The organism is Paenibacillus sp. PL91 (assembly GCF_012935325.2).
Lineage (GTDB): Bacteria > Bacillota > Bacilli > Paenibacillales > Paenibacillaceae > Pristimantibacillus.
On the sequence record NZ_JABBYG020000011.1, the window covers coordinates 64781 to 89852 of the forward strand.

The window sequence follows — 25072 nt, forward strand, 5'->3', positions numbered from 1 at the left end:
TACGATGCGCGCAGGACCAAGAGGTCCTGCGCGTTTTTTTTATTCCAAATAAATGGAGAGAGGAATGATCGTGATGCAAAATGTGAAGGGGACTTATGATTATTTTGGCAAAGAACAGCTGCTGCGGAGAAGGGTTCAAGATACCCTGCGCGATAAATTTGAGCTCTATGACTTCAATGAAATGGTGACGACTGAGCTGACCGAGCTCGACTTATTGACCTCTAAATATGCGGGCGGCGATGAAATTATAAAGGAAATGTACCAGTTGACGGATCAGCGCAAGCGACGATTAGGCTTACGGTATGACCTGACGATTCCATTCGCGAAGGTGATCGCTTTAAATCCAAGCATTGATCTGCCCATAAAACGGTATGAGATCGGAAAGGTATTCCGAGACGGACCCGTTAAGCGCGGGAGGCTAAGGGAGTTTTTGCAATGCGATGTGGATGTTGTGGGGGTAAAAGGCCCGGAGGCTGAGGTGGAGCTGATGCAGCTGGCCATCGACGTGTTCCGGTCGCTTGCGATCAAGGTTCAGCTGAAGTGGAATAATAGACGGTTTCTTGGCGAGGTTATGGCTGCAATCGGCGTGCCCGCAAGCGAATCGCTGTCGGTCATGCTGACACTCGATAAGCTCGCAAAGGTCGGGGAAGCCGGCGTGAAGCTGGAGCTTGCTGAGAAAGGGCTCTCAGCCGAAGTAACGGACGCCGTCATGGAGCTGATAGCCCTGCCAAATCCTTCGCTCGAGGAAATGATGGACAAATACGGCCTGCGGGGCAGCGCGGGGGCGCTGGAGGTGCTTACGGTAACCGATATGTTGCGCAAGCTTGGGCTGGAGCAGGACTGCGTATTCGATCCTTTTCTCTCGCGAGGGTTATCGTTCTATACGGGAACGGTCTACGAAATATTTGAAACGTCAAACGGCTTTGCTTCGAGCTTGGGCGGCGGCGGCCGGTATGACGCCATTATCGGACAGTTGGTCGGCAGGGAGGATGCCGAGTATAGCGCGGTTGGACTATCGTTTGGCATGGAGTCGATTATGGCGCTGCTTCAAAATCGTACAACGGAGGCTCCTTCCGCTTCCGTAATGCTCATACCCGTAGGCGTAACGGCTGCGGAGATGCTGCAAACGGCAGCCGAGCTGCGTGCCAGCGGTATTCGAGTGAAGCTGGATACGAGCGGCCGCAAGCTGAAAAATATCCTTGCATCGGTAGCAGGGAGCGGGATTCGATACGCGCTGCTGCTGGGTGAAACGGAGTGGAAGGCGGGATTGGTGCGCCTCAAGGATATGGATGAGCGGACCGAGCGGGAGTTAAGCCTGGATGAAGCGATATATGTGTTAGAGAACATAAGCTGCCCCCTTTTATTCGCAAATTAATGATAAAACAGCGGCCATTTCGAACAGGAGCATTCGGTTTGGAATGGCTGCTGTGGCTTGTGAGCATCAATAGATTTTATCTAGCAGGGGAGCATATCGAAGGTGAGATTGCTTCCCGAAAAATAGGACAAGCAGACAGCAAACCCAATATTGACAGCGTTTTCACGCTAGCATATACTGGGAACAAGTTAATAATGTGACGGAGACATGGAGATTCACAACAATTGCTTATCCTAATTTGGGTTTGCTTTTGATGTGAATCTTTTTTTGGTCCCCACAAACCAATGGGAGGTCGTTATTAGGATGAAACATTTCTTCTCTAGGCCTATCTCGATTATTGTCGCGCTTGTGGTTGTGCTTATCGGCAGTTTGATTGCGAGCAATGTGCAAACAAGCGGCGGCAAGGTGAATGTGTCGGACGTGAGGTTTGTAGGTGATGGTGGCAATAGGCTAAGCGGCTTGCTCTATACACCTTCAGACATGGATCCGAACAAGGCACATCCCGCCGTGCTTACAATGCACGGATACATTAACTCCCGTGAAGTTCAGGACCCTTTCAACATTGAATTTGCGCGCAGAGGCTACGTGGTGCTTTCCATGGATATGGAGGGCCATGGCTATTCCAAGCAATCTCCGCTTGACCCAACCATGAGGGGTTCGCTGGCTGGTCTGAGCTACCTAAGAAATTTAGCCTTCGTCGATAAAGAGAAGATTGCTTTGGAAGGCCACTCCATGGGCGGCTGGTCACTGCTGGCTGCAGCAACCGCGAAGCCGGAGTGGGTGCATACCCTTATTCAAGAAGGCTCTTCAACCGAGACATTCGGCTCCGGTGAGGTGACTGCGGAAACGCCATTCAATTATGCGATTGTGTTCAGCAAATACGATGAGTTTGCCCCGCTTATGTGGGAAGTGCCGAAGGCATCCCAAATCGTAGGTACCGACAAGCTGAAGAAAGTGTTCGGTACGACAGAAGCTGTAGTTCCAGGCAAGCTGTATGGCTCCTTTGAAAATAAATCGGCACGCATGCTTTATATCCCCAATGTCATTCATCCCGCTGACCATTGGTCGACTGCGGCAGTGGGGAACGCTGTCGATTTCCTTCAACAAGCGATGCCTGCTCCAAATCCTGTTGATCACAGCGATCAAACCTGGCGCATGAAGGAATATGGCACATTGCTCGCGTTGATCGGCGCATTTATGCTGCTGTTTTCCGTAGCGGGAAATTTGCTGAGAACGAGCTATTTCCGCAAAATAACCCAGCCTTTGCCTGAGCCGCATGGCGTTCGTCCGGGAGCAGGCTGGATGCTCGGCGCATTGATCGCCACGGCGATTCCTGCACTGACCTTCTTCAAATTTCAAGAATGGGGCAGCAAGTGGATGCCGGCAGGCGGTTTCTGGTCGCAATCGCTCACGAATGGCTTCGTGATCTGGATTCTCTTCAATGCGGCGATCACCGTCATCTTGTTTGGGCTGTGGCATCGATTCATGAATCAAAAGCTGGGAGCTTCATTACGCCACTACGGCGTGACCAATCAAGCAGGTTCCTTCGGAATGGATATCGGAGCGACGGGCAGAGCTCTGGCGCTTGCCATTCTCTCTGTTGGAAGCGTGTATGTAACGACTGCTGCGGCAGGTGCGTTGTTCCACATCGATTTCAGGATATGGGTTATGGGGCTGAAGGTCATGAGCGTAGACCAGCTGTTCCTAATGCTGAAATATGCCCTTCCGTTCCTCGCATTCTTCCTTGCTAATGGGCTGCTGCTGCATGGCCAATTCAGGCTGCGGGAGAGCAGCACGGAAACCAAAACAGCATGGAAATGGTTTCTTTCAAATGCGATGATCAATACCGTTGGCATCATCATCCTCATTCTCATCCAATACGTCACGATGTTCACGACAGAAGAAATCTTCTGGAAATCGCAAGCGCTGCTTGGCATTGTAGCCTTTCAGTTCGTTCCGGTAAACATCGTCATGGCGCTGGTATCGACATACTTCTTCCGCAAAACCGGTACGATCTATGCTGGCGCGTTCGCCAATACACTCTTAATCACTTGGTATATCGTCGCAGGGCAAGCCATTCAATTCGCCGGTCAGCCAGCTTCGAACACGACAGCGATTGTCATATTCGCTCTATCAGCCCTTTTCGTGGCAGCTGTGTTGTTTCGGAGAAGCGGCAAATCCGTAAGCAAAGAAAAGAATGCGTCTGCTTAACAAAAGCCGTATCCCTTTTGCTTCCCAATACGAATTATGCTAAATAAGAGGCAGCCTCTAAAGGTCCTAGACCTATAGGGGCTGCCTCTTTGTATGATCAGGTCAACATAGGCAAAAAAAACACAATGACCCCTAAAGCTACACACTCACCTACGGGAAGGCTGCAGTGATATATTTGTTTGGAAGCGCTTACTAAATTGATTGATTTTAAAAAGCGCGAAAAAGGAAAGGGGAGAATTCCTATCATGAGCAAGAAGCATTCGCTATGGATAAAGGCGACTTGTATGGTCTTGAGCTTACTGGTTGGAGTATCGGGCTTGCTTCCTTCATTTTCTGAACATGTATCTGCTGCTGAGAGAGTTGCACATATGATCTTTAGCGACGGCTTTGAATCCGAGAGTCCCTTTGCAAATTGGACTCAGGAAGGAGACGGAAGTGCCGCCGGTATTTCGAATTCTGCATTAAGATCGGGGCTGGCAAGCGTGAAGCTCGATCAAACCGATGCACTTCGTGTATCGGTTAGTACGTCTGTATATGAGGATATTTCCTTTAGCTATTATTACAAGACCGGCAGCAACTATGCGGGAAGCCTGACGGTGGAATACTCGGTTGATGGCGGAACGCAGTGGGAGAGCCTGGATGTTATTCAAGCCTCGAAGGGAAGCTTTACGCTGAAGCAGTATGAGCTGCCGCCGCCAGCGGAGCGGCTTGATGATCTTCGCATCCGGTTCGTCTCAAATGATTCCGGCACTAACGCTGTCTATATCGACGATATCGAAATGATCGGTCATGTCATTACGGAGCCAAACGAGCAACCTGAGCCGACGGGTCCGACCATGGAGATCTATTCTGAAACGTTTGACGATCCGGACAATTTCGGCTCGGAGGGGGGCGTTGTTGTTCCGCATCCTTGGCTGCAAGAGGGCGACAGAAGCGAGGCCAAAACATCGGTTTCCTCCTCAGCCCCATCGACGCCAAACAGGGTCAAGATCGACAGCAGGGATTCCATGGCCCTGCCGTTAATTGCGACAGGGTACGGTAATCTAACACTGAGCTATTACACGACAGCCTCGTCCTATGGCTCCGGAAGCATCATGGCAGAATGGTCGGGAAACGGCGGCACAACCTGGAATGTGCTTGAGGAATTTAAGCTGCCACCAGATCCGAATAAGCAAGGCAAGCAGGAAAACACCAAAAAAACCTGGACCCTCGACAGCAGCGCCAACAACAATCCAAATGTTAAGTTTCGATTTAGGGTAGGTGATGCGATGAACGCAAATATGTACATCGACAGCGTGGTCATCTCCGGGCAGCGTATCGAAGGCATTGAACCGGTTCCCACGCCAGTACCGATGCCTGATCCTGTAGAAACGCCGCCTTTTGTGCCGCCGGCTGGAGTCATTATGCATGAAGACGTAGAGATCGGCATGGCGGGTGACCGGAAGCTGTATACGTCCATTGCTGTGCCGGAGGTCGCTAGTGCCGCTCCTATGCCCGTCTTGATCTATATTCATGGGGGCGGATGGAATCATGGAGATCGCAAGAGCGCGCTGTCTACGATAAGCAATTATGTAAAAAATCGCGACTACATTGGGGTTTCGCTTAGCTACCGCCTCACTCCTGAGGCACCGTTCCCTGCTCAAATTCAGGACGTGAAATTAGCTATTCGTTACCTGAGAGCGAACGCGGACAAATATAATATCGATCCAAGCCGAATCGGGATATGGGGCTCGTCGGCAGGCGGACATTTGGCGTCGCTTCTAGGAACAACAGCGGATTTGTCTTCTAGTGAGCAAATTACGCTTGATAATGGAAGCAGGGTCCATGTTCCCGACTTGGAAGGGGCGGGAGGATATCCCGAATACTCCACCCGCGTTCAGGCTGTAGTTGATTGGTTCGGGCCTGCCGACTTTACGACTGAATTCGCGAATAATTACAGCTCCGTGACTAAGCTGCTAGGCGGGAATAAGGCATTCACCGTACCGGATGCAGCGCGTCTAGCGATGCCGGGAACGTATGCTTCTCCTGATGATCCGCCTTTTTGGATCAGGCACGGGAAAGCGGATCTTACGATTCCGTATCAAGACAGCGAAAAATTATATGCGCAGCTGAGATCGGCTCATGTGCCGATCATCGATTTTAAACTCGTAGAAGGTCAAGGACATGGCTTTGTAGGAGAGGCGAAGACGACCGCGGACGCCGAAGCATGGGCGTTTTTGGATGAGCATGTGAAGAACCGGCCTGTTCGTGCAGGCGATCCTATCCTCTACAAGCCGGGGCTTGAGCCTAATCCGCCAAAAGAGGTGGTCACTGAAATCGCCAGCTTGCTCCCGGTAGATGATGCGGCAATCGACAGCCTTAATGCGGACGTTAACTACAATGACCGAACAGGAGGAACTGCGGGATTGTTTAGTGTTGCCACGAGCAATGACAGGCAGAGATATGTGTACTTCAAATACGATGTCGCAGAGGCAGCCTCTCCTGATTACAAATACACGCTTAATATTTCTGCAAAACGCGGCTCCTCCGGCTCCGATGTGGAACTATCTTTGTATGGACTTGATGATGTGAGCTGGTCTGAAACGGAGTTGACTTGGAACAATGCTCCGGCTAAAAGCTTAATCCCATCATCGGTGCTCGGGAAATTTACCGTTAACGCCAGCACGACCCAGCTGTATGAGGTGGATGTGACCGATTACGTTAGAAGCCGACTGCCGAATGGGAAAGTCGCGTTTATGGTAGGAGACGCAGGAAATACAGGTGTTTCTTTAAACCTATACACGAAGGAAACGACAAGCAGCAGCAATCCGAAGCCGAAGCTTGTTGTGGAACAGGTAGTCGATTATTCGAACGATATGGAGCCGCCGGCGTGGCCTATAAACAGCAGCTTATCGGCTGCCAATATAGGCACGGATTTTGTTGATTTGCGCTGGCCGGCTGCAACGGATAATACGGTTGTCTCGCATTATATCGTATATCGTGACAACATCCATCTAGGTACAGTTCAGGGAACGCAGTATAAAGCGGAGGGATTGACTTCAGCGACGGCTTATAAGTTCACCGTAGAAGCAGTGGACGTTGCAGGGCATCACGGCGCGCCGCTCGTCCTCAGCAGAACGACGCTGGCGGAGCCGATCTCGCCAATTCCTGTTGCAGGGGTAACGGCAAGCGGGAGCGACGGCAATCCGGAATACAACGCGGTTGATAACAATCTATATACGAGGTGGTCGGCCCCTGGAGCAGGGCAGTGGATCCAATTCGACTTGGGTGCATTGAAGCAGGTGGGTTACATCGGCATCGCCTTCTATAAAGGGGACGTTCGATCGACGCAAATCGAAATTGCTACGTCGACAGACGGAATAACGTGGACGCCTAGACATGCTGCTGCAAGCAGCGGAAAAACGATTCAAATGCAGGCTTTTGATTTTGCCGACGCAGAAGCAAGATTCGTACGAATAACAGGGAATGGCAACTCGGATGGCTCCCTATTTACGAGCTTAACGGAGATTCAGATGTATCCGCCATTTGAAAATGGAGATACGCCGGTAGCTGTCATTCCGAACAAGGAGCCAAGCCGCCCAGATGATGCCGTTCCGTTTACCCAGCCGGGCATGAGAGAAGCGGGTGGCGCAGAACATCAGGTTCATACTCCGCATGCGACAACGGGTAAGGTATGGAGTGTGCTGGATTTTGGCGCCGATCCGGCGGATAACGGGAGTGATGACCGACTTGCGATTCAAGCTGCGATTGATGCGGCCGGAGCGGGAGACGAAGTGTTCCTGCCTCACGGTGTCTACAATTTGAATACCTCGCCGGACGGCTTCACGAATTTGATTTTGAAATCGGAAGTTAACTTCCGGGGAGAGAGTGAAGCTGGTACGATACTGCGTACATCACTCAACCAAGTGAAGAACAGCGTCGTCCTGAAAGCGTCAAACGTACATGATATAGTCATCTCGGGCCTGACCTTAACATCGACCTGGAACGGCCAATATTCGACCGATCATCAGACGAATAATCCGTCGGCAGGCGGACCGGACAACCAGATCGTCATATCGAATTTTGGTGAAAATCCATCCTACAACATTACAATCGATCACGTTACAGTGGAGAAGTATGTCCGCATGGGCGTTCGGATCGACAGCAGCCATGACATCGTCGTGCGGGGCAGCACCTTCCGCAATGCAACGGATGTAGGCGGGGGAGGCGCAGGCTATGGCGTTTCCATCCAAGGGGTTGCGAAGGTGGATCGGCTAGGTTTTCCAAACGATACGATTTGGAATCTTGTAGAGGACTCGACCTTTGAAGGCCCGTACCTTAGGCATGGAGTGCTTATACAATTTGTTGCCCACAATAACGTTGTTCGGAATAATCGGTTTGACCTTAGCAAGCTGGATGCTATCGATCTTCATGGCGAATGGGAATATTTGAACGAAATTCACGGCAATCTCATTACCAATATTGAGACTGGAGCGGGGATCGCTCTTGGCAATACCGGAGGAACGGCGCCAAGCAACCATAGCAAGTCGGGTCCCGGCAACTATATCCACGATAATACAATCCGGAATGCCCGGGAAGGAATCAAGGTTCATATGGGTACGCCAGATACGGTGATCGAGCGCAACATAATCGAGGAGACGAAGGAAATGGAGGGAGCCACTGGGATCATGGTCATGAACGGGCCAAGGACAATCATCCGGGATAATATCGTCCGCAACAATACGGCTCCGAATTATTGGGGGATTATATTGGAGCATGACTTCGGTGATCAGAACGCGGGTAATGACGGCGAAGGCGATCCCCATCAAATAAAGCTGTTAAGAAACAAAGTGATAGGCAATACAAACGGCATTCATCTTAAAGCGGGCACAGAGATTGCTCTTAGGGGAAATGTGTGGGATAACCTCGGGACGAACTACCTGATTGCCGAGGGAGTTGACGCGCTGGAAGAAGCACTGGATTCCAACGCTGATCTCAGCAGCCTGTCGGTAAGCGCGGGATCGCTTAGTCCGTCGTTCGCATCCGATTTAACAGCCTATACCGTGAATCTGGATCATGCTGTAACGAGCTTGAATATTGCGTTCAGCACGGCAGATGCATCGGCAGCCGTACGAGTGAATGGAGCGCCAATAACCGGCGGCACTTACCCCGTAACGGGGCTGCAGGCGGGTGAATCCGTTATTCAGCTTGAAGTAACGGCAGAGAACGGCGCGAAGAAAACATACGCGCTGCATCTAAACCGAGCGGCTGCCTCAGTTCAAGACGGGAATAGCGGGGGCATGAATAACAGCAACGATGTAGTCAGCAGCGGCAGCAAGCTGACCGCTCAAGTGAGCACGGTGAACGGCAAGCTAGCTGCAACGGCACAAGTAGACGAGAGTGCGCTAGGCCAGATTATGCTATCGATTCAAAATGGCGTCGTTCCGCTGGTCATCGACACGCCTGCCTCTGCCAAGCCTGACCAAATATCGGTCTCTCTTAATAGCAAGGCTTTGCAGCAGCTCGTTAAGAATGATAAGGCAGCGATATTGCGCATCACTACACAGTTAGGCACGTATGATCTGCCTGTCAAGGAGCTAAAGCTGTCCGATTGGGCCGAGAGTCTGGACACATCTCAGGATCTATTAAGCTTTGCGATTACGTTACAGAGCAGTGTCGAAAGGGCGGACCAAGCGACCCAAGAAGGACAAAGGGTGCTCGGAGCCATCGACTTCACATTAATGGTAACGACGGCAGACCATAAATCGATGGAAATCAATCAATTCAGCCTGTATGTACCTAGAACGGTTCATCTCTCGCATGAAGCGGATGAAGGAAAGCTTGCTGCCGTTCGAGTGTCTGTTGGAGAGAATGGCAAGCTTATATACGAGCCTATTCCGTTTACGGTTGTCGGGCTGGAGGCAACGATTTACAGCCGTACGAATAGTACGTATATGCTGCTGGAGAAGGATGTCTCATTCGATGACATTCAGAAGCATTGGGCTAAGCGGGAGATTGAGCGAATGGCCAATAAATTTATCGTGCAAGGCGCAGCTATAGAGGAATTCCGGCCGGAACAAGCGATCACTCGCTCTGAATTTGTGGCGTTGATCGTAAGGGCGCTCGGCTTGGATCAAGCTCATTCAGCAGAGACTGATTTCGGAGACGTGAGCTCTAACGGTTGGTATCGCCCCTATGTGAATGCTGCAGTAGAAGCGGGAATTGTAACCGGCTATGACGATCATTCCTACCGTCCGCATCAAGTGGTTTCTCGCGAAGAGATGGCTGTTTTCATTTATCGAGCGATGAAGTTCGCTGACTATGTGCCTGCTGGAGCAGCGGTTCCGGGAATTTCGTTCCATGATGCGAATCTCATCGAGGATTGGGCGCAGGAAGCAGTCCGAGAGATGACGGCGCAGGGCATCCTGCTCGGCGTGGAGGAAGGACAGTTCGATCCAAACGGCTCAGCAACTAGAGCGCAAAGCGCTGTCATCGTTAGCCGTATGCTCGATAAGCTTTTTATTAAATAAAGAATGGATAAGCGACAGAATGAATAAGCCCGCTAAGAAGCGTACAGGACTACGAGTCCTGTGCGCTTTTTTTTGTGCGTCCAGCATGTGCGCTATCTAAGAAAGCCGCATCTAACTTGGTAGGTTATTGACCTGAAACAGTTGCTTATATGTATAAAAATGAAAAAAACCAATATAAAAGAAAAACTTGTAATAATTAAATATTTTGATGGTATATGTCGGAGATAGGCGGTGAATTCGAGTGAAGAAGCCATGGTTGGCCATTTTACTTTCTATGATTTAACCAGGTTTAGGTCACTTATAGTTGGGCTATGTGAAAAAAGGAATAATCATTATTTTTATAGAGTTCATTTCTATATTGCTAATGGCTGTCATTGTTGGGGTAATCCTATATCCGATTGCTTGGATTTATGGAATTGTCAGTGCGTATTATCTATCTACTCAAAAACTTACTATTTAGCGGCTTGTTTAGAGGTCTATATCCCCAACAAATTTGTTCCTCGTTCTAAGTCATTAAAAAAGGAGTCAAGATGATCTATAAAGCGATTCTACCTCTTCTACGGATAAGCACCGCTACGGTGGTTATTAACGATGAAACTAGCCAAGCTGTAGGAACAATGAAAAGGTATCACTCCAGCAAAATACAAAAGTTAATGAATGTTCTTTTCGATAATGTAGTGAATAATGTCCAGGCTTTTAACCTAGAAGGGGAAATTCAGGCGGATATTAAAGAAATAAACACTATAAAAACATGGATTAAGGAAAAATGGCAAGTCAAATTGCAGGAGGAAAATTTCATATGCGAGAATCGGACTAAAATTAGAACAAATCCGCAGTTTTATTATGAGAAGGGTACTCTTGCCGTTTGGATCAAAAAGGATTTTACGGATAAGGTCACTCGATTTTTCGTTGATCAAATTGTGGTTGCCGAGATTCATCCTGAAGGCTGGATACCGCCGAAATCCAATCGTCATACAATTAAAATTTTCGATTCTCGATTTGATATTTACGAAATTGCGTCATTATACTATGTATTTAACTTGAAAAACTAGCTGATTCACGTTTGATATTGTTTATCTATCCAGGATGATAATACAAAAGAAAATCCTAAGGATGAGAACGCTAAAAAACTTTTTTGAGCATAAAATATACGAAGTAAACGAGTCACAGAATGGCTTCCAAGGGTGGAACAGAAATAACAGGAAAAGGTCCATCTCATTTTCACGCGAGAGGGAAAATGGGCCATTTAGCTGAAAAAAATCCAGTTAAAAAGGTGCTTTTACTTCATTTAGGCAAAAAAATAGAAGATTAACAGGAGAAAATCCTGCTAACATTCATTTCAGCCTAAAATTAGCTGAAATAACCAGAGCTTTTCCTGTTAATCTTAATGCAGCCAGCCATAGGGATTGAGGCGGGGGTGCGATGCAGCCACAGTCATAAAAAAATCGGCTCCAAGCAATGCTCTCCCGGCACGATAAGGAAAACAAACGAGCCCTAGATTCGCATCTAAGGCTCGTTTGTTTAAATGGAGTTCTAGCGGGTTCCCCTTAGTACCATGCGTTTTCCCCAAACAATACTTCTACAGGTTCTCTCCTAAATGTAGAACGTCTGCATCCGAGCTTTAAGCGTGCGTAGGAACTCTAACCAGCTTCTGGATATGCTTCTCGATTTGCTCAGGCGTATCCTTCGACCCGAAGCGCTTCAATACTTTTCCGTTCTGATCGACTAGAAATTTTGTAAAGTTCCACTTGATCGATTTGGAGCCGAGGAAGCCGCGAGCTTCGTTTGTGAGGTGTTGGAAAAGCGGGTGAGCGGTGCTGCCGTTCACATCGATTTTCGCGTACAGCGGAAAGGACACGCCGAAGTTGATTTCGCAAGCTTCAGCCACTTTGCTGTCATCGCTTAGCTCTTGATTTGCGAACTGGGAGGAAGGGAAGCCTAGAACGGCGAAGCCTTGCTTGCTATACGTATCATGAAGCTTTTGAAGACCTTTGAACTGCGTCGCGAAGCCGCACTTGGTCGCTGTATTCACGATTAGCATCACTTTCCCTTTGTAGGGAGCGAGAGTCTGTTGCTCGCCTTTGATCGTATTCACATCAATATTGTATATGGACATAGGGGATAACCTCCAATAACCGATTTTAATTTCACTTAATTTAATTGTAAACAATTTATATAATGCTGTCAATTTAATTTAAAAGATGTCCAAACAAAAAAAGAGGGGCACACGTAAGAGATGATTCCTTTACTGAACGGGAGTCATCTTTTTTTAGTCCCCACTGCTATCTGTGAGGATTGTAATCATGAATATGCATCTTTATGGAGTTTTAAGCGCCTCTGCCTCATTAACGATTCAATGGTTTTTGTAACAAGCGGCAGATGGAGGGATTCTTCCTGGATGCTAGGCGATTTGGCGACACCCTGTAAGGTAATAAAGACGCCCACAGGCGCCCACAGAATGACGCTTGAAGGATAGGACTTATGTCCACAGAAACAGACGGATGGAACGATATCTGCTTATTTACCAATATACTTAAGCTTTTTAATCCTGTATATTTAATAAAAATAAATTTGCCCCGAGAGAGGAAGACCCATGCGCCGCTTCAGACTAGGAAGGCTGTATATCCCGTTCACCTACAAAATGATGATCCCTTACCTCCTGCTTGTTCTGATGACTGACTTGCTCATTGGGTATATTTCGTACACGATGCTCATTCAGTCCCGAACAGAGATGGCGGAAACGAATATTCGGACAGCTATGAAGCAGACACGCAACAATATCGAATATCAAATGGATGAAATCAACCGAATGTCGAGCACCTTGTTCACCAGCCTTACCTTTCAAAACGCGCTTCAGAATAAGGGAGACCCTCTTGAGGTAATGCTCAAAATGAGAGATGACATCATTCCTCAAATGAAAGCACCTCTTCAGCTATACGGCAACAACATCCGTCTCGTCCTCTACACCGTGAATGAAAAAATGTACGATGTTCCCGGCGACAATATGGAGAAGGAGATTACCAGAAGGGACTATTACGTCTTTCCTGCAAGCAGCATCCAAAACACGGATTGGTTCAAATCGATTCAAGCCATGAATCAGGATAATCTGTGGCTTCAACTTGATACAGACAAGAAGCTGGATCATATTTCTCATTTCCGCAAGCTGGTTTCCTCCAGCGGCATGGCGTCTGTGATTGGCTATATCCGCGTTACAGCAAGGTTCGACGAGCTTTTTGGCAACTTCGATACGTTTCCGATTGATCAAGGCATCAGCTTGCGGTTAGTCGATACGACGACAGGCGCTACCCTATACACCCGAGGATCGACAGACACGCATTCGAAGCAAAGCAACGAGCTCAGCATCAAAGAACAAATTAGCGGAACACCTTTCATTATCGAATCTCTTGTACCCCATGCTTATTTGAACAAAGATGCCAGCAGAATGCAAAGGGTGATCGGCACCGTCTGTATGATTAGCTTTTTGGTCATGGCTTTTATCGGCTTTATCGTTGCAAGGCTCTCCGGCAAAAAAATGAAGCGAATCGTCACGCTGGTCCGTTCCTTTCAGGAAGGAAACTTTCATAAGCGGATCGTGTTCACAGGCAATGACGAATTTGTCCATATTGCCGATTCGTTTAACCAGATGGCCACCAGCATTCAGGAATTGATCAAAAATGAGTATGTGCAAGGCATTCAGAAGAAACAGGCCGAGCTTGATGTGCTTCAGGCACAGATCAGTCCTCATTTTTTATATAATACCTTGTCTACAATAGGCAGTCTTGCCAATCTCGGTGAGGTTCAGAAGGTCACGCAAATGGTTCAAGGCTTGTCCAAGTTTTACCGGCTCACCTTAAATGGCGGCAATGTCTATATCTCATTGGAGAAGGAGCTTGAACAGATTGAAGCCTATCTCGATATTCAGCGTGTCAAGTATGCAGACACTTTCAAGGTCTATTTCGATATTGAGCCTGACATTCTGCATACGCCGATCATTAAGCTGATTCTGCAGCCGTTTGTCGAGAATATATTCAAGCATTCGTGGTTCGGCAAATCAATTGCCATTCGAATTACCGGGAAACGGCTGGGCGACCATATTGAGCTAAAAGTCATCGATAACGGTATCGGAATGAGGCCGGATACCCTTAGGAAAATGCAATCGAATACGCTGCAGCCGGACAACCAATCGGATAAGTACGGACTCAAAAACGTTGAGGAGAGGATTAAGCTCCGGTACGGTAACGACTTCGGCATTCGCATCGGAAGCCATTACGGAGGAGGAACGACCGTGCAAATTATTCTTCCAATGGCTAATTCAGAAATAAAGGAAGATGGCGATATCAACGCCTGATCTCAGGGCAACGATGAGAGGAGCAGAAGATTATGGAGATGAGCATCTTACTGGTTGATGATGAATCAATTGATTTGGAATGGCTTCGGCGGCGTGTTGTGAGCAACAAGGCGGTGCAGCATCAGAATGTGAGAACGGCGGTAAGCGGCTTCGAAGCGCTTCAGCTTATGGAGCAGCACCCGGTTGATCTTATTCTCTCCGATATACGAATGCCGATTATGTCCGGCATGGAATTCGCACGTAAAGCGAAGGGGATCAACCCGCAGGTTCATATCGTTTTTATAAGCGGTCATCAGGACTTCAGCTATGCTAAAGAAGCGATTCAATTGAACGCTTCCGGCTACCTTCTTAAACCTGTGGAGGATCGTGAACTGCATGATATGCTGGATCTTATGTACAACAAAATCGAGGAGGAATGGAAGCAGCGCTCTTCCCTTTCGGATACACTGAGCCTCGTGCATCAGGAGCTGCTGCTGCGGTGGTTTAAGGAGCCTACATCAGGACAGGTTGAGGAGCATCTTCACCGTTTTCTTGCTCCCATCCTCCAAAGTGGAGCCGCAGTCGCTATTATCGAAGTAGATGATTTAGCCTGGAAAATCAATCAAATGACGGAAGAGGAACGGCGGCTGTTAATCGCAAGCATCACCCACTTCATCCGAGAATTTGTGAAAGCGAAAAGCTTGGGAACATTAATGGCGAGCTACAACGACCATTTCGTGCTGCTGACAACGATTCAGGAAGAACATATAAAGGCAATGCTAGAACAATTGATTGAAGCATTCTACAAAGAATTTTCCTACTCTATTACGATTGGCACGGGTAAATATACGTCGGAGATAAATCAACTGCATGACTCCTATCGACAAGCCCAAGCCGCGCTAAGCATCAAATGGGTGTTTGGCAAAAACAGGCTCATACAGGATGCTTCGGCTTGGTCTCCCAAGCAAGCAATGGCTTTGAATTTGGAGGAGACGGTTAACCGGATGCTGCAAGCGATGCTCGAATACGACCTAACTACGATCGACGATTGCTTGCTTGATCTGTTTAATGGGGATCAGCCCCTAACTCAGAAAAGCGACATCTATGATCTTATCATTCGTATTACTTCCAAGCTTCATGCTGATCTTCAGCAAATGAACGAGCATTTGTATGAAATTTTGAAATGGGAATCGCATCAGCCCTTTATTCTGTTTCAATTTGAAACGGTGCATGATATTTTATCCTGGCTGCGAAGACGATTCTTCGAATTGTCTGAACGGCTGTATTTGAAGAAGCAGCGGCAGAAACGCAAGCTTATTGATGAGATTACACGATTCGTCGAGCAAAGGCTCGACCAGAAGATCACGCTAAATGAGGTGGCTTCGCATTTCGACTTCACGCCCAACTACTTAGGACAGCTCTTCAAGGCTGAAACGAATACGTTATTTACCGATTTCCTTATCGATCTGCGGATGAAGCGTGTATGTGAATTGTTGAAGGATCCGACTAGAAAGGTGTATGAGATCGCAGAGCTTGCCGGATACAAAAATATTGTGTATTTCAACCGGCAATTCAAGCTGTCCACAGGCATGTCGCCTGGAGAATATCGCAAGCAGCATAAAATTTAAAGCATGAATAAGCAACTGCCCGGTCTGCTCATGACCGGGCAGTTGCTTTGCTCTTATACAGCCAATCGTTGAATTAGTATTGGTTTTAGTTGATCAACCTAATTATGCAGCTCTCTTCTATTTTTTATAATAAACGTAGACAAGAGATGAGAGAGGGAGCACATATGAAACGACACGGATTTATAAATGATTTGTTCAAATACCGCACGATTCTGCTGATGCTAACGCCCGCTGTTTTGTTTTTCCTGCTGTTTGCTTATGTACCGATGGCAGGAATAATCATTGCGTTCAAGCATTATGATTATGCCGGCGGTATTTTTGGAAGCGCGTGGAACGGGCTGGATAATTTCCGGTTTTTCTTTGAATCGGGGGACGCTTGGAGAATTACGAGAAATACGGCGCTCTATAATATCGCGTTTATAATCGTAAATAACGTCTTGCAAATTTTTACCGCGATTCTATTGTTTGAGGTTGGGGGCAAATGGTTCCGTAAAATTACGCAATCCATTCTGTTTCTACCCTATTTCATTTCATGGGTCGTTGTAGGCGCAATTGCTTATAATTTATTGAATTTCGATATTGGTACCGTCAATTCCCTGCTTAGAGGAATCGGCATGGAGCCAATCGACATCTATAATACACCAGCTTATTGGCCATATATTTTGACGATTGTGTCCGCTTGGAAGATGCTTGGTTATGGTACGGTCATGTATCTGGCAGCAATTACGAGCATCGATACGGAAATGTATGAAGCAGCTGAGATCGACGGAGCGAATGTGTTCCAGCGTATCCTGAAAGTGACGGTTCCAAACCTGTATCCAACTGTTATCATTCTAGTGCTGCTCGCGGTAGGCAATATTTTTAGAGGCGATTTCGGAATGTTCTATAATATGATCGGCAACAATGGTGTTCTATTCTCATCCACCGACGTAATCGACACATTCGTATTCCGGTCACTGATTACCTCGAATGATATTGGCATGTCGGCCGCAGCAGGAGTTTTCCAATCCGTTCTTGGATTTACAGCCATCATGCTCGTGAACTACTCAGTTCGCAGGTATGACAAAGATCGGGCCTTATTCTAATGGGAGGTAATATGATATGAGTGGAACTGAGTTTGAAGTGAAACCAGTAAGATCATTACAACGGGATCGCCTATTGCTTTCCGTTATCGGCTATATATCTTTAACTGTCCTGGCTGCTCTATGTATCCTGCCTTTTATTCTAATCTTATCTTCGTCACTGTCCGAAGAAAGTACGATTGTTACAGAAGGGTATCAATTTTTCCCGAGTGCATTTTCATTCGAACCCTATAAAATTTTGTTTCAATATCCCGAGCAAATTATACGGGCATACTCGGTGACACTGACTGTTACCGCGATCGGAACCGTTATCGGATTATTTTTGACAGCGATGACTGCGTATTGCTTGTCCAGAAGAGATTTCAAATGGCGTAATCAATTTTCATTCTTCTTCTTCTTTACCACATTGTTCAGCGGCGGCCTTGTGCCGTGGTACCTTCTGATGGTCAATTACTTGCACATGAAGGATACGATTCTGGCATTGATTATTCCGCTGGTGCTGAACGTGTTTTATATGATTGTTATGAAATCGTTTATGAGCAATATCCCAGAAGCGATTGTAGAATCGGCTAAAATAGACGGTGCAGGCGACTTTCACATTTTCCTACGTCTGATTCTTCCGCTCTCGAAGCCTGCACTCGCAACAATTGGATTATTTCTTGCCCTCGGTTATTGGAACGACTGGTACAACGCCTTGCTTTTTGTCTCGGACGAAAAGCTGATGCCGCTCCAATACTACCTATACAAAATGCTCGGCAATATGGATGGCATGCGCAAGGCGATGATGGGCTCAGGCGCAGTCGTTACAAACGTGCTGCCTACTGAAGGCTTGAAGATGGCGATGACCGTTGTCGCAAGCGGTCCGATACTAGTTGCGTATCCGTTTATTCAGAAATACTTTGTTAAAGGCTTGACGATTGGCGCTGTTAAAGGATGATTCCAAGGAAACTTGGTTTATCGATAAATAATAAGGGGGATATTTCAAATGGTTAAAAAGAAAAGTATAATGATGCTCGCTTTGATCATGGCAATGGTGATGATAATCAGTGCTTGCGGCAACAAAAATAACGCACCTGCTGCTACCGAGACACCTGACGGTGGAGAGACAAGCACAAATACGGAGCAAGTCGCAGGCGCAGTAGATACATCAGAGGCTGTTAAACTTAAAATGGTGTTTGTAGGACCTAAACCGATTGATTATGACAGTGTTTTTGCAGCTATTAACGAAAAATTGAAAGCAAAAATCAATGTAACACTTGAAGGTGAATTTCTGGATTGGTCCGATTGGGCGCAGAAATATCCTTTGAAGCTTGCGGCTAACGAAAATTTCGACCTTATCTATACAGCCAACTGGGCTGGATATAATGATCAGGCGCTAAAAGGCGGCTTTCTTGAATTGACAGAAGAGATGCTTAAAACCTATATGCCTGAAACTTTTAAAGCAATGTCCGATGTGAACTGGGATCAAGCTAAAGTAAACGGCAAGCTGTATATGGTTCCTCAAAACCTTGGTGAATCAGTAGAGAAACTTATTCTATATCGTGAAGATTTGCGCAAAAAATACAACCTGCCTGCAATCAACAGCCCGGAAACATTTGCAAACTATTTAAAGGCCGTGGCAGCTAACGAGAAAGGAATCACTCCTTTCACACCGGAAACTGGCGACTGGAAGATGCACAACCTAGACCGTATCTTGTTGAAGCAACAAAATGATTGGAACCTGTTTGATTTAGACATTCCACTCGGCTTTAAAATAACGGATGAAACTGGACAGGTCTTTAATGTCTATGAAACACCAGAATTTAAAGAGCTGCTTCATTACTACAAAGACCTTGCGGACAATAATGCTTGGTCCAAAAACGTTCTGAACAACAAAAATGATCATCAGCAAGATTTCAGAGAGGGTAAAACCGCTTCTATTTCTCATAATATGGGTACGCTCGGCTCTCTCATGGCCTTGATGCGCCAAACCAATCAATACGAAGTTGCACTTGCTGACATTAACCCAAACAATAAGAAATCCCAAGCTGTTGCTACACAGAACGGGGTATCCGTACATGCAACATCGAAACATCCGGAACGTGCACTTATGTTTATTGATTTGATGCAAAATGACAAAGAGCTGCATGACCTAATTAATCTCGGTATTGAAGGCGTTCACTACACAGCTGTTGGTGATGAAAAATTCAAATCAACAGACAAAAGCCCGAACTACACTGGCTTCTCCTTCTGGGGCTTTAACTCCCCTCTAAACCGTGATAATGAGTCATTCCCTGAGGAAGCGACTGCTATGCAGAACGGTTGGGATAGCAACGTGTACCACTATCCGCTTGAAACTTTTGTTTTCGATAACAGTAAAGTAAAAACAGAAGTTGCTAATGTAAGTAATGTTATGCTTCGTTATGCGATTCCACTGGAGTACGGTGTGATCAAAGACGTGGAAAAAGGCCTTGAAGATTTGAACAAACAAATCAAAGCAGCAGGTATCGAAAAGATTCAGAACGAACTGCAATCCCAAATCGATGCATTCCTTGCAGCGAAGAAATAAAACAATTACTAGACCACACGTAAGAGATGACTCCTGTGCTGAACAGGAGTCATCTTTTTTAGTCCTCACTGATATCTGTGATAAAAAAGTACCCATACGCTAAACCCTTTTTTCAAAGTGTCCAGTGTATGGGTACCCTTTTAGGGGAGCCTTTACTTTTTAATATACTACGTTAGTGGCTCCAGCCAGTCGAAGCAGAGATTCGGCTTCTTCCTCGGAATCCGTTTCGAGAATTAGCAAATATCGTCCGACTTCAAGCGCATCGCCGCATTCATTCGCATGCTTCTCAGGAATTCCGATATCATGCAGCACGTCATTTGTACCCGGGTGATCATCAAGATCGCTAACGACTGGAACAAAGCCGGCAGGACTGCCGCTTGCTCCAACCGATCCGGCTGTGTAGCCGCCAGCAGCGAGCGGAACCGCTCCAAGCGGGGCAACCCTATCTGTAAGTGGCCCCCTTGCCTCGAGAATTTCATAAACCTCTTCAACAGGGACATCTGATTGAGAAGCCAGTATCGGAGCTGACTCCTTATTTTTTAAGACAATCCGCAGGTTGTAATCATTCGTCCGAGCCGTTTGAAACATTTTGGTCGCTTCCAAAACGCCTTCTTCTTTTTTGAAAATGCCGATGGTCACCGTCATGGTGAGCCCTCCTCTCGCTTTTTAGCTAATATGAGGTTACAACTTCTTATACCCTTTCCTCACAGCTTTGAATCGAGAAACGAGATTCGGATTGATTATTCGGCCTCAGCGACAGACGAACCGTGACACTTCACTAATTTCCTTTATTTCATTGGCGGTTAGCTTGAAGCGCATCGCCTTCACGTTCTGCTCGGCGTGATGGACTTTGGATGCGCCTGGAATCGCGAATACTGTCTCGCCGTGAGCGTGAATAAGCCAATTCAGCGCTACTTGCGTTGCGGTAGCATCGTAATGGCCAGCCATTTGCTCCAGCGAATCGATGAGCGGTTTCGCTCGGCGCAGCCCTTCCTTGCGGAATGCCAGACTCCATTTGCGAGGACCGCTTATCGATTTGACCAGATCGGGATCATGATGGAACTTTCCGCTTAATATGCCTTGCTCAAGCGGGGAATAGGCGATAATAGCGGCACCTAGCTCCTTCGCTGTTTCCAGTATGCCGTTCTGCTCGATTCGGCGGTCCAGCAGGCTGTATTTCACTTGGTTGGATGCAAGCCGCAGGCCGTGCTCCCGCAGGACACGGTCAGCCTCGCGCATTTGCTTGGCGGAGAAATTGCTTACGCCTACATGCCCAATTTTGCCGGCAGCCGCCAGCTTCGCCATTTCCTTCATCTCGCTGCTTACGGAAGAGAGGGAGAAGGGCTGATGCACCTGATACAGGTTTATTGTTCGGCCTTCTAGCTGACGTATTCGCTCATCGATGGTGCTTCCTATACTGCTTGCGGTACGCATCATCGGCCACCATTTGGTCGCAATAAATACAGGGTCTGAAGCAGGAATGGTTTCGCGCAATGCACGAGCAAGCAATTGCTCGGATTGACCGTTGCCGTAAATCTCGGCAGTGTCGAACCAATTCATGCCGCCCTCGTAGCTGATTTTGACAATATCATTAATCATGGCGCCCTGCAGAACAGGCCAGAATTTTCCCACAACGCCTTTGCCGTTGCTGAACTGCCAGCAGCCAAGGCCGAGTGGCGATAGTTGCAAGTTCGTTGGGCCAAAGGGCCGGAGTACGGATTTCATCATGGCGTGTTGCCTCCTGAACAAGTAATGAAGTAGCGGCAAATTTGATATTACTCCTTGGCTGCGCTTTGCTGCATTCTGTGCAGAAATTGATGCATGAGATCAAGCATCGCGGCTCCTTCTTCCGGCGTTCCGTCCAGCTTGCATGCGAGCTGATAAGGGAAATCGAGCGCTTGCTCCTTTAAAGCTCTTCCTTGCTCGGTGAGCGCAACCAATACGCTCCGCTCATCGTTGCGATCACGTGTCCGAGTAATATGTCCGGCAGCCTCCAGCTTTTTAAGGAGAGGGGTCAAGGTGCCTGAATCCAGATAGAGCTTATTGCCAAGCGCGGTTACGGTCACATGATCCTGCTCCCATAGAGCCAGCATCGTAACATATTGCGTATAAGTCAGATCTATTTTCTCCAGCATCGGCCGATATAGCTTCGTTATTTCTCTGGAACAGGCGTAAAAGGCGAAGCAGATTTGATTGTCCAGCTTTAACATTTCGTTGGTATCCATATTGTTTTCCTCCATTAGGAAGGTGAATTTTTATTGCTATCGCTTTATTTCGTAAAATTAAATTGTGATAAATATAATATAGAGGAAATGGCAATAGACTGTCAATGACAGCCGCAGATCAAGTATTATTGAAGTGAGACGTCTAAGTATGCTATAGTTACAGCGTTTATTTGATGAAGGAGTGAGAATGATGTCCTATACCGCTAATGAGGTTGCAGAATGGATGCTGAATGAGTTGAAGGAAAAAGGAATTTTGCATCAAAGTGCTGCCGTTGAGCATATTAAGAGCCATTTTGGCGAATCTTTTATATATGTGAATGAGCATGGCAATCAGTCGATTGATAAAGAAGTGAAAAAGGTGTTCCGTAAGCTGCACAAAGGAAAAGCAGCATGGGAGAGAGACGGCTTCTTCTGGGGCTGGAGTTAAATCATTGCCTCGAGACGATAGAAAAGGCGTTATCGCATAAGCACGGCATTGATGCCTGTTCATACGAATAGCGCCTTATTTTCTCCGTTGAATATCGTTGATTATTGCATGCAGCCGATAATAAGGCCAGCGATTACATACGAGATCAAGTGATAGCCGATCGTAATGAAGTAAAGGCCAAGCTTGTGTCCTTCAAATAAGTAGTTCATGCCGATTTTGAGCGAAATGCTAATTCCGATCAGCAGTCCTACGACTAATCCGCTCCATACCGTTGTTTCATCAGCAAGCGTGAGCAGCAGCGCCAATACAAAGGAGCCGCCAAGCGCGGTCAAGGCTGTCAGCACATAGGTCAGTGCTCCGCCTCCCGACATTTCAGTTTTGGATAAGCCGCGTTGCTTCATCCATGCATTGCCGAGCAAAATAGGGGAATACCATAAAAAGCCTAGCACCATCGTCGTGATCGTTGCAAGCAATACAGCTACATAATTGACATCAGCCAGATGCACCATTCGTTAATTCCTCCTTTAATGAGTAAAGCCATGTTTATTTTAGCAGATAAGAAGCCAGCTCGTTAGCGAAAAGCCCAAATTTTATAACAACTTGACAAAGTGAACTGTAATCATTAAACTTACAGTATGGAAGTCAGGAAGAAGACGGCGCTTGAAAGAAGCAAGTTTCAGAGAATCGTCTACTTTTTTACAGTAAATGTACAAAAAAATGTTACAGTTAAGCGAGTGTTCTTACTATTAGGGATAGGTGGTGTTGGAAGATGAAATTCAACATAAGCGACTGGGTGCAAGGTAAAACGAAGGATGGCGAGCTTATTCACGGATTTGTCGAAACGATCGATATTTTGCAAGGATTTGTTACCGTGAATGTTGTGAAATCAGATAACGAGGAAGTCATAGGGAAAATCGTTGCGGTTCGGTCATCCTGGCTCAAAAACGTATCCGACATCGCATTGGATGATGCCCAAATTTTTCAAAACTCCATTGACTTGGCATTAGATACGTGGGACGAGGCTTGGTTTATGGAGCTTACGAATACACGGAAAGCCAGCGATGATGCGGCGAAATCCGGAGATCGCTCTAAAGTATATTCATTCCCTGTCAATCGACTGGGGCAATCCGCATAAAGCGAGCGGGTCGCCGCTTAATCATAGCAGTACCTAGAAGGATGATGCCATGCAGCTGCTGGCGTCATCCTTTTTTATTTGTGCGGGATGGGGGACAAAAGTACAAGGTATTATTTAAAATGGGAGTATGTGTCGTAAAATGTGATTGAAAATTTAAACATGAGTGGTTGATTTTTTGTCTTACAGGGAACTTCCGTAAATTGTACAGTTAGACATGTAAGCGATATCTAGTATAGGGGGAAACAAGATATGATAAAAAAACGAGTGATGGGCTTAGCATTGGCGACAGCGCTAACATTCACATTAGCAGCCTGCGGAAGCAACAATGTAGCGAGCAATGGTGAAGGCGGGACGGCAACAGGGAACGCTCCAGCGTCGAATGAGCCGGAAGCGAAGAAAGTAACCCTTACCTTCCAAACCCTGCAGACGGACAAAAGCACGCCATCTTATCAGATTGAGGAAGAGATCGCTAATAATTATATGAAAGAGTTTCCGAATGTAACGATTGAATGGGATCGTCTTGATACCGAGCAGCAGAAGGTTAAGCTGAAGACGCAAGCCGCATCGGGCGAAGTATCCGACATTACGATGGTCAATCCTGGCGCGCAGCTGCAGCCATTCGCAAATGGCAAAGTGCTGGCACCGTTAAATGATATTTTGGACGATGAGCTAAAAGGAACGTTCCTAGAGGGCGTGCTTGACTACTATTCCTTCGATGGCAATCTGTATGCGCTTCCTTACAACATGAATATCGCAGGCATTTACTACAACAAGGAATTGTTTGAGAAGGCCGGCGTACAGCCGCCAGCGACTTTCGAGGACATCATTGCATCGGTTCCGAAATTTAAAGATGCAGGCATCCCTACCATTATGCTTGCAGGCAAGGACAAATGGCCGCTTTCCTTCATGTTCACGAACATTTTGCAGCGCGTAAACGGCGGACCGAAATTTCTGGATGACGTTGTAGCCGGCAATAAAAGCTTTACAGATCCCGTATTCGTGGAAGCGATTCAGAAGACGCAGGATTTGATAAAAGCTGGCGCTTTCCAAGAGGGAGCAGCCACATACGACTACAATACCGCATCGCAGCAATTCCGTGACGGCAAAGCGGCCATGTATTTCATGGGAACATGGGAAATTGCATCCATTGATGCATCTGAAGCGGTAAAAGGTAAAATCGGCTTCCTGCCGTTCCCTACTGTTGGCGGCAAGGGCAGCGCGACAGACTATGTTATTGCTCCAGGCACAGCTTATGCGCTCGGCGCAAACAGCGAGCATTTGGAAGAAAGCAAAGCGTTCTTGAAATACCTTCTTCTGAACTATCCAAAGGTGGCTTTTGGCCAAAAAGCGGCTGTAGGCTTAGCGCAAAAAGTAGAAGGTGACCTTAAAGCGGCAGGCTACTCCGATCTTGCTGTGGATGCGATGGGCCGTTTCAATGAAGTGAAAGGCGGCGACATGAACTTCGACAACGTGATCGAGCCTGCAACGACGCAAACGCATTTGACTGGCTTGCAAAGCTTGCTTATCAAAGACGTTAAAGCGGAAGACCTGGCTAAAGAACATCAAAGCACGTGGGAACTGAACAAAAAATAAAAAAATGGTAGC

The 25072-nt window shown here is 47.0% G+C and carries 18 protein-coding genes; 13 read left to right on the forward strand and 5 right to left on the reverse strand.

All coding sequences use genetic code 11. The features are described 5' to 3' along the window. Positions 1-64 precede the first annotated feature (64 nt). From HI950_RS22910 to HI950_RS22930, 5 genes are all read left to right on the forward strand, one after another. On the forward strand, positions 65-1375 hold the full coding sequence (locus tag HI950_RS22910) for a histidine--tRNA ligase (protein ID WP_317618432.1): 1311 nt from the start codon (positions 65-67) through the stop codon (positions 1373-1375). A gap of 303 nt (positions 1376-1678) precedes the next feature. Then, the gene (locus tag HI950_RS22915; protein WP_169087548.1) at positions 1679-3586 is read left to right on the forward strand and encodes an alpha/beta hydrolase family protein; all 1908 of its coding nucleotides are present in this window, start codon (positions 1679-1681) and stop codon (positions 3584-3586) included. A gap of 245 nt (positions 3587-3831) precedes the next feature. Further along, the gene (locus tag HI950_RS22920; protein WP_169087550.1) at positions 3832-10095 is read left to right on the forward strand and encodes an S-layer homology domain-containing protein; all 6264 of its coding nucleotides are present in this window, start codon (positions 3832-3834) and stop codon (positions 10093-10095) included. A gap of 530 nt (positions 10096-10625) precedes the next feature. After that, positions 10626-11147 (forward strand): tubby C-terminal domain-like protein, encoded by a 522-nt coding sequence (locus HI950_RS22925; protein WP_169087552.1) that lies wholly within the window; start codon positions 10626-10628, stop codon positions 11145-11147. Positions 11148-11266: 119 nt separating this feature from the next. After that, the gene (locus HI950_RS22930; RefSeq protein ID WP_169087554.1) at positions 11267-11407 is read left to right on the forward strand and encodes a hypothetical protein; all 141 of its coding nucleotides are present in this window, start codon (positions 11267-11269) and stop codon (positions 11405-11407) included. A 309-nt stretch (positions 11408-11716) separates the two neighbouring features. On the opposite strand, the gene HI950_RS22935 is transcribed toward HI950_RS22930, so the two are convergent. Then, the gene (locus HI950_RS22935) at positions 11717-12211 is read right to left on the reverse strand and encodes a glutathione peroxidase (protein ID WP_169087556.1); all 495 of its coding nucleotides are present in this window, start codon (positions 12209-12211) and stop codon (positions 11717-11719) included. A gap of 477 nt (positions 12212-12688) precedes the next feature. On the opposite strand from HI950_RS22935, the gene HI950_RS22940 reads away from it, so the two are divergent. From HI950_RS22940 to HI950_RS22960, 5 genes are all read left to right on the forward strand, one after another. After that, entirely contained in the window at positions 12689-14443 is a 1755-nt protein-coding gene (locus HI950_RS22940; RefSeq protein ID WP_169087558.1) for a sensor histidine kinase, read from the forward strand. 32 nt (positions 14444-14475) lie between these two features. Then, positions 14476-16050 (forward strand): response regulator, encoded by a 1575-nt coding sequence (locus HI950_RS22945; protein ID WP_169087560.1) that lies wholly within the window; start codon positions 14476-14478, stop codon positions 16048-16050. 164 nt (positions 16051-16214) lie between these two features. Continuing rightward, complete coding sequence (locus HI950_RS22950) at positions 16215-17135, forward strand: ABC transporter permease (RefSeq protein WP_169087562.1); 921 nt, start codon at positions 16215-16217, stop codon at positions 17133-17135. Between the two features lie 16 nt (positions 17136-17151). Beyond that, a complete protein-coding gene (locus HI950_RS22955) occupies positions 17152-18069 on the forward strand; it encodes a carbohydrate ABC transporter permease (protein WP_169087564.1) in 918 nt (305 codons plus the stop codon). Between the two features lie 48 nt (positions 18070-18117). Continuing rightward, positions 18118-19680: an ABC transporter substrate-binding protein gene (locus tag HI950_RS22960; RefSeq protein WP_169087566.1), complete on the forward strand. Its 1563-nt coding sequence runs from the start codon at positions 18118-18120 to the stop codon at positions 19678-19680. Between the two features lie 159 nt (positions 19681-19839). Here the strand turns inward: HI950_RS22960 and HI950_RS22965 are convergent, their stop codons facing one another. From HI950_RS22965 to HI950_RS22975, 3 genes are all read right to left on the reverse strand, one after another. Continuing rightward, positions 19840-20325 (reverse strand): hypothetical protein, encoded by a 486-nt coding sequence (locus tag HI950_RS22965; protein WP_169087568.1) that lies wholly within the window; start codon positions 20323-20325, stop codon positions 19840-19842. Between the two features lie 105 nt (positions 20326-20430). Further along, positions 20431-21405 (reverse strand): aldo/keto reductase, encoded by a 975-nt coding sequence (locus HI950_RS22970; protein ID WP_169087808.1) that lies wholly within the window; start codon positions 21403-21405, stop codon positions 20431-20433. A gap of 50 nt (positions 21406-21455) precedes the next feature. Then, entirely contained in the window at positions 21456-21905 is a 450-nt protein-coding gene (locus HI950_RS22975) for a MarR family winged helix-turn-helix transcriptional regulator (protein ID WP_187768151.1), read from the reverse strand. A gap of 190 nt (positions 21906-22095) precedes the next feature. Between HI950_RS22975 and HI950_RS22980 the strand changes: the two genes are divergently transcribed. After that, positions 22096-22332, forward strand: coding sequence for a DUF6953 family protein (locus HI950_RS22980; protein ID WP_169087810.1), 237 nt, complete (start codon positions 22096-22098; stop codon positions 22330-22332). 101 nt (positions 22333-22433) lie between these two features. Here the strand turns inward: HI950_RS22980 and HI950_RS22985 are convergent, their stop codons facing one another. Further along, on the reverse strand, positions 22434-22841 hold the full coding sequence (locus tag HI950_RS22985; RefSeq protein ID WP_169087572.1) for a DUF1761 domain-containing protein: 408 nt from the start codon (positions 22839-22841) through the stop codon (positions 22434-22436). 260 nt (positions 22842-23101) lie between these two features. On the opposite strand from HI950_RS22985, the gene HI950_RS22990 reads away from it, so the two are divergent. Further along, positions 23102-23467 carry a hypothetical protein gene (locus HI950_RS22990; protein ID WP_169087574.1) on the forward strand — a complete coding sequence of 122 codons (366 nt, stop codon included), beginning with the start codon at positions 23102-23104 and terminating at the stop codon, positions 23465-23467. Positions 23468-23716: 249 nt separating this feature from the next. After that, on the forward strand, positions 23717-25060 hold the full coding sequence (locus HI950_RS22995; protein ID WP_169087576.1) for an extracellular solute-binding protein: 1344 nt from the start codon (positions 23717-23719) through the stop codon (positions 25058-25060). Positions 25061-25072: the final 12 nt, after the last annotated feature.

Excerpts from the sequence above, each read along its gene's own strand:
- HI950_RS22910 (WP_317618432.1), top strand. The coding sequence starts at position 65 with ATGATCGTGATGCAAAATGTGAAGGGGACTTATGATTATTTTGGCAAA.
- HI950_RS22915 (WP_169087548.1), top strand. The coding sequence starts at position 1,679 with ATGAAACATTTCTTCTCTAGGCCTATCTCGATTATTGTCGCGCTTGTG.
- HI950_RS22920 (WP_169087550.1), top strand. The coding sequence starts at position 3,832 with ATGAGCAAGAAGCATTCGCTATGGATAAAGGCGACTTGTATGGTCTTG.
- HI950_RS22925 (WP_169087552.1), top strand. The coding sequence starts at position 10,626 with ATGATCTATAAAGCGATTCTACCTCTTCTACGGATAAGCACCGCTACG.
- HI950_RS22930 (WP_169087554.1), top strand. The coding sequence starts at position 11,267 with ATGGCTTCCAAGGGTGGAACAGAAATAACAGGAAAAGGTCCATCTCAT.
- HI950_RS22935 (WP_169087556.1), bottom strand. The coding sequence starts at position 12,211 with ATGTCCATATACAATATTGATGTGAATACGATCAAAGGCGAGCAACAG.
- HI950_RS22940 (WP_169087558.1), top strand. The coding sequence starts at position 12,689 with ATGCGCCGCTTCAGACTAGGAAGGCTGTATATCCCGTTCACCTACAAA.
- HI950_RS22945 (WP_169087560.1), top strand. The coding sequence starts at position 14,476 with ATGGAGATGAGCATCTTACTGGTTGATGATGAATCAATTGATTTGGAA.
- HI950_RS22950 (WP_169087562.1), top strand. The coding sequence starts at position 16,215 with ATGAAACGACACGGATTTATAAATGATTTGTTCAAATACCGCACGATT.
- HI950_RS22955 (WP_169087564.1), top strand. The coding sequence starts at position 17,152 with ATGAGTGGAACTGAGTTTGAAGTGAAACCAGTAAGATCATTACAACGG.
- HI950_RS22960 (WP_169087566.1), top strand. The coding sequence starts at position 18,118 with ATGGTTAAAAAGAAAAGTATAATGATGCTCGCTTTGATCATGGCAATG.
- HI950_RS22965 (WP_169087568.1), bottom strand. The coding sequence starts at position 20,325 with ATGACGGTGACCATCGGCATTTTCAAAAAAGAAGAAGGCGTTTTGGAA.
- HI950_RS22970 (WP_169087808.1), bottom strand. The coding sequence starts at position 21,405 with ATGAAATCCGTACTCCGGCCCTTTGGCCCAACGAACTTGCAACTATCG.
- HI950_RS22975 (WP_187768151.1), bottom strand. The coding sequence starts at position 21,905 with ATGGATACCAACGAAATGTTAAAGCTGGACAATCAAATCTGCTTCGCC.
- HI950_RS22980 (WP_169087810.1), top strand. The coding sequence starts at position 22,096 with ATGTCCTATACCGCTAATGAGGTTGCAGAATGGATGCTGAATGAGTTG.
- HI950_RS22985 (WP_169087572.1), bottom strand. The coding sequence starts at position 22,841 with ATGGTGCATCTGGCTGATGTCAATTATGTAGCTGTATTGCTTGCAACG.
- HI950_RS22990 (WP_169087574.1), top strand. The coding sequence starts at position 23,102 with ATGAAATTCAACATAAGCGACTGGGTGCAAGGTAAAACGAAGGATGGC.
- HI950_RS22995 (WP_169087576.1), top strand. The coding sequence starts at position 23,717 with ATGATAAAAAAACGAGTGATGGGCTTAGCATTGGCGACAGCGCTAACA.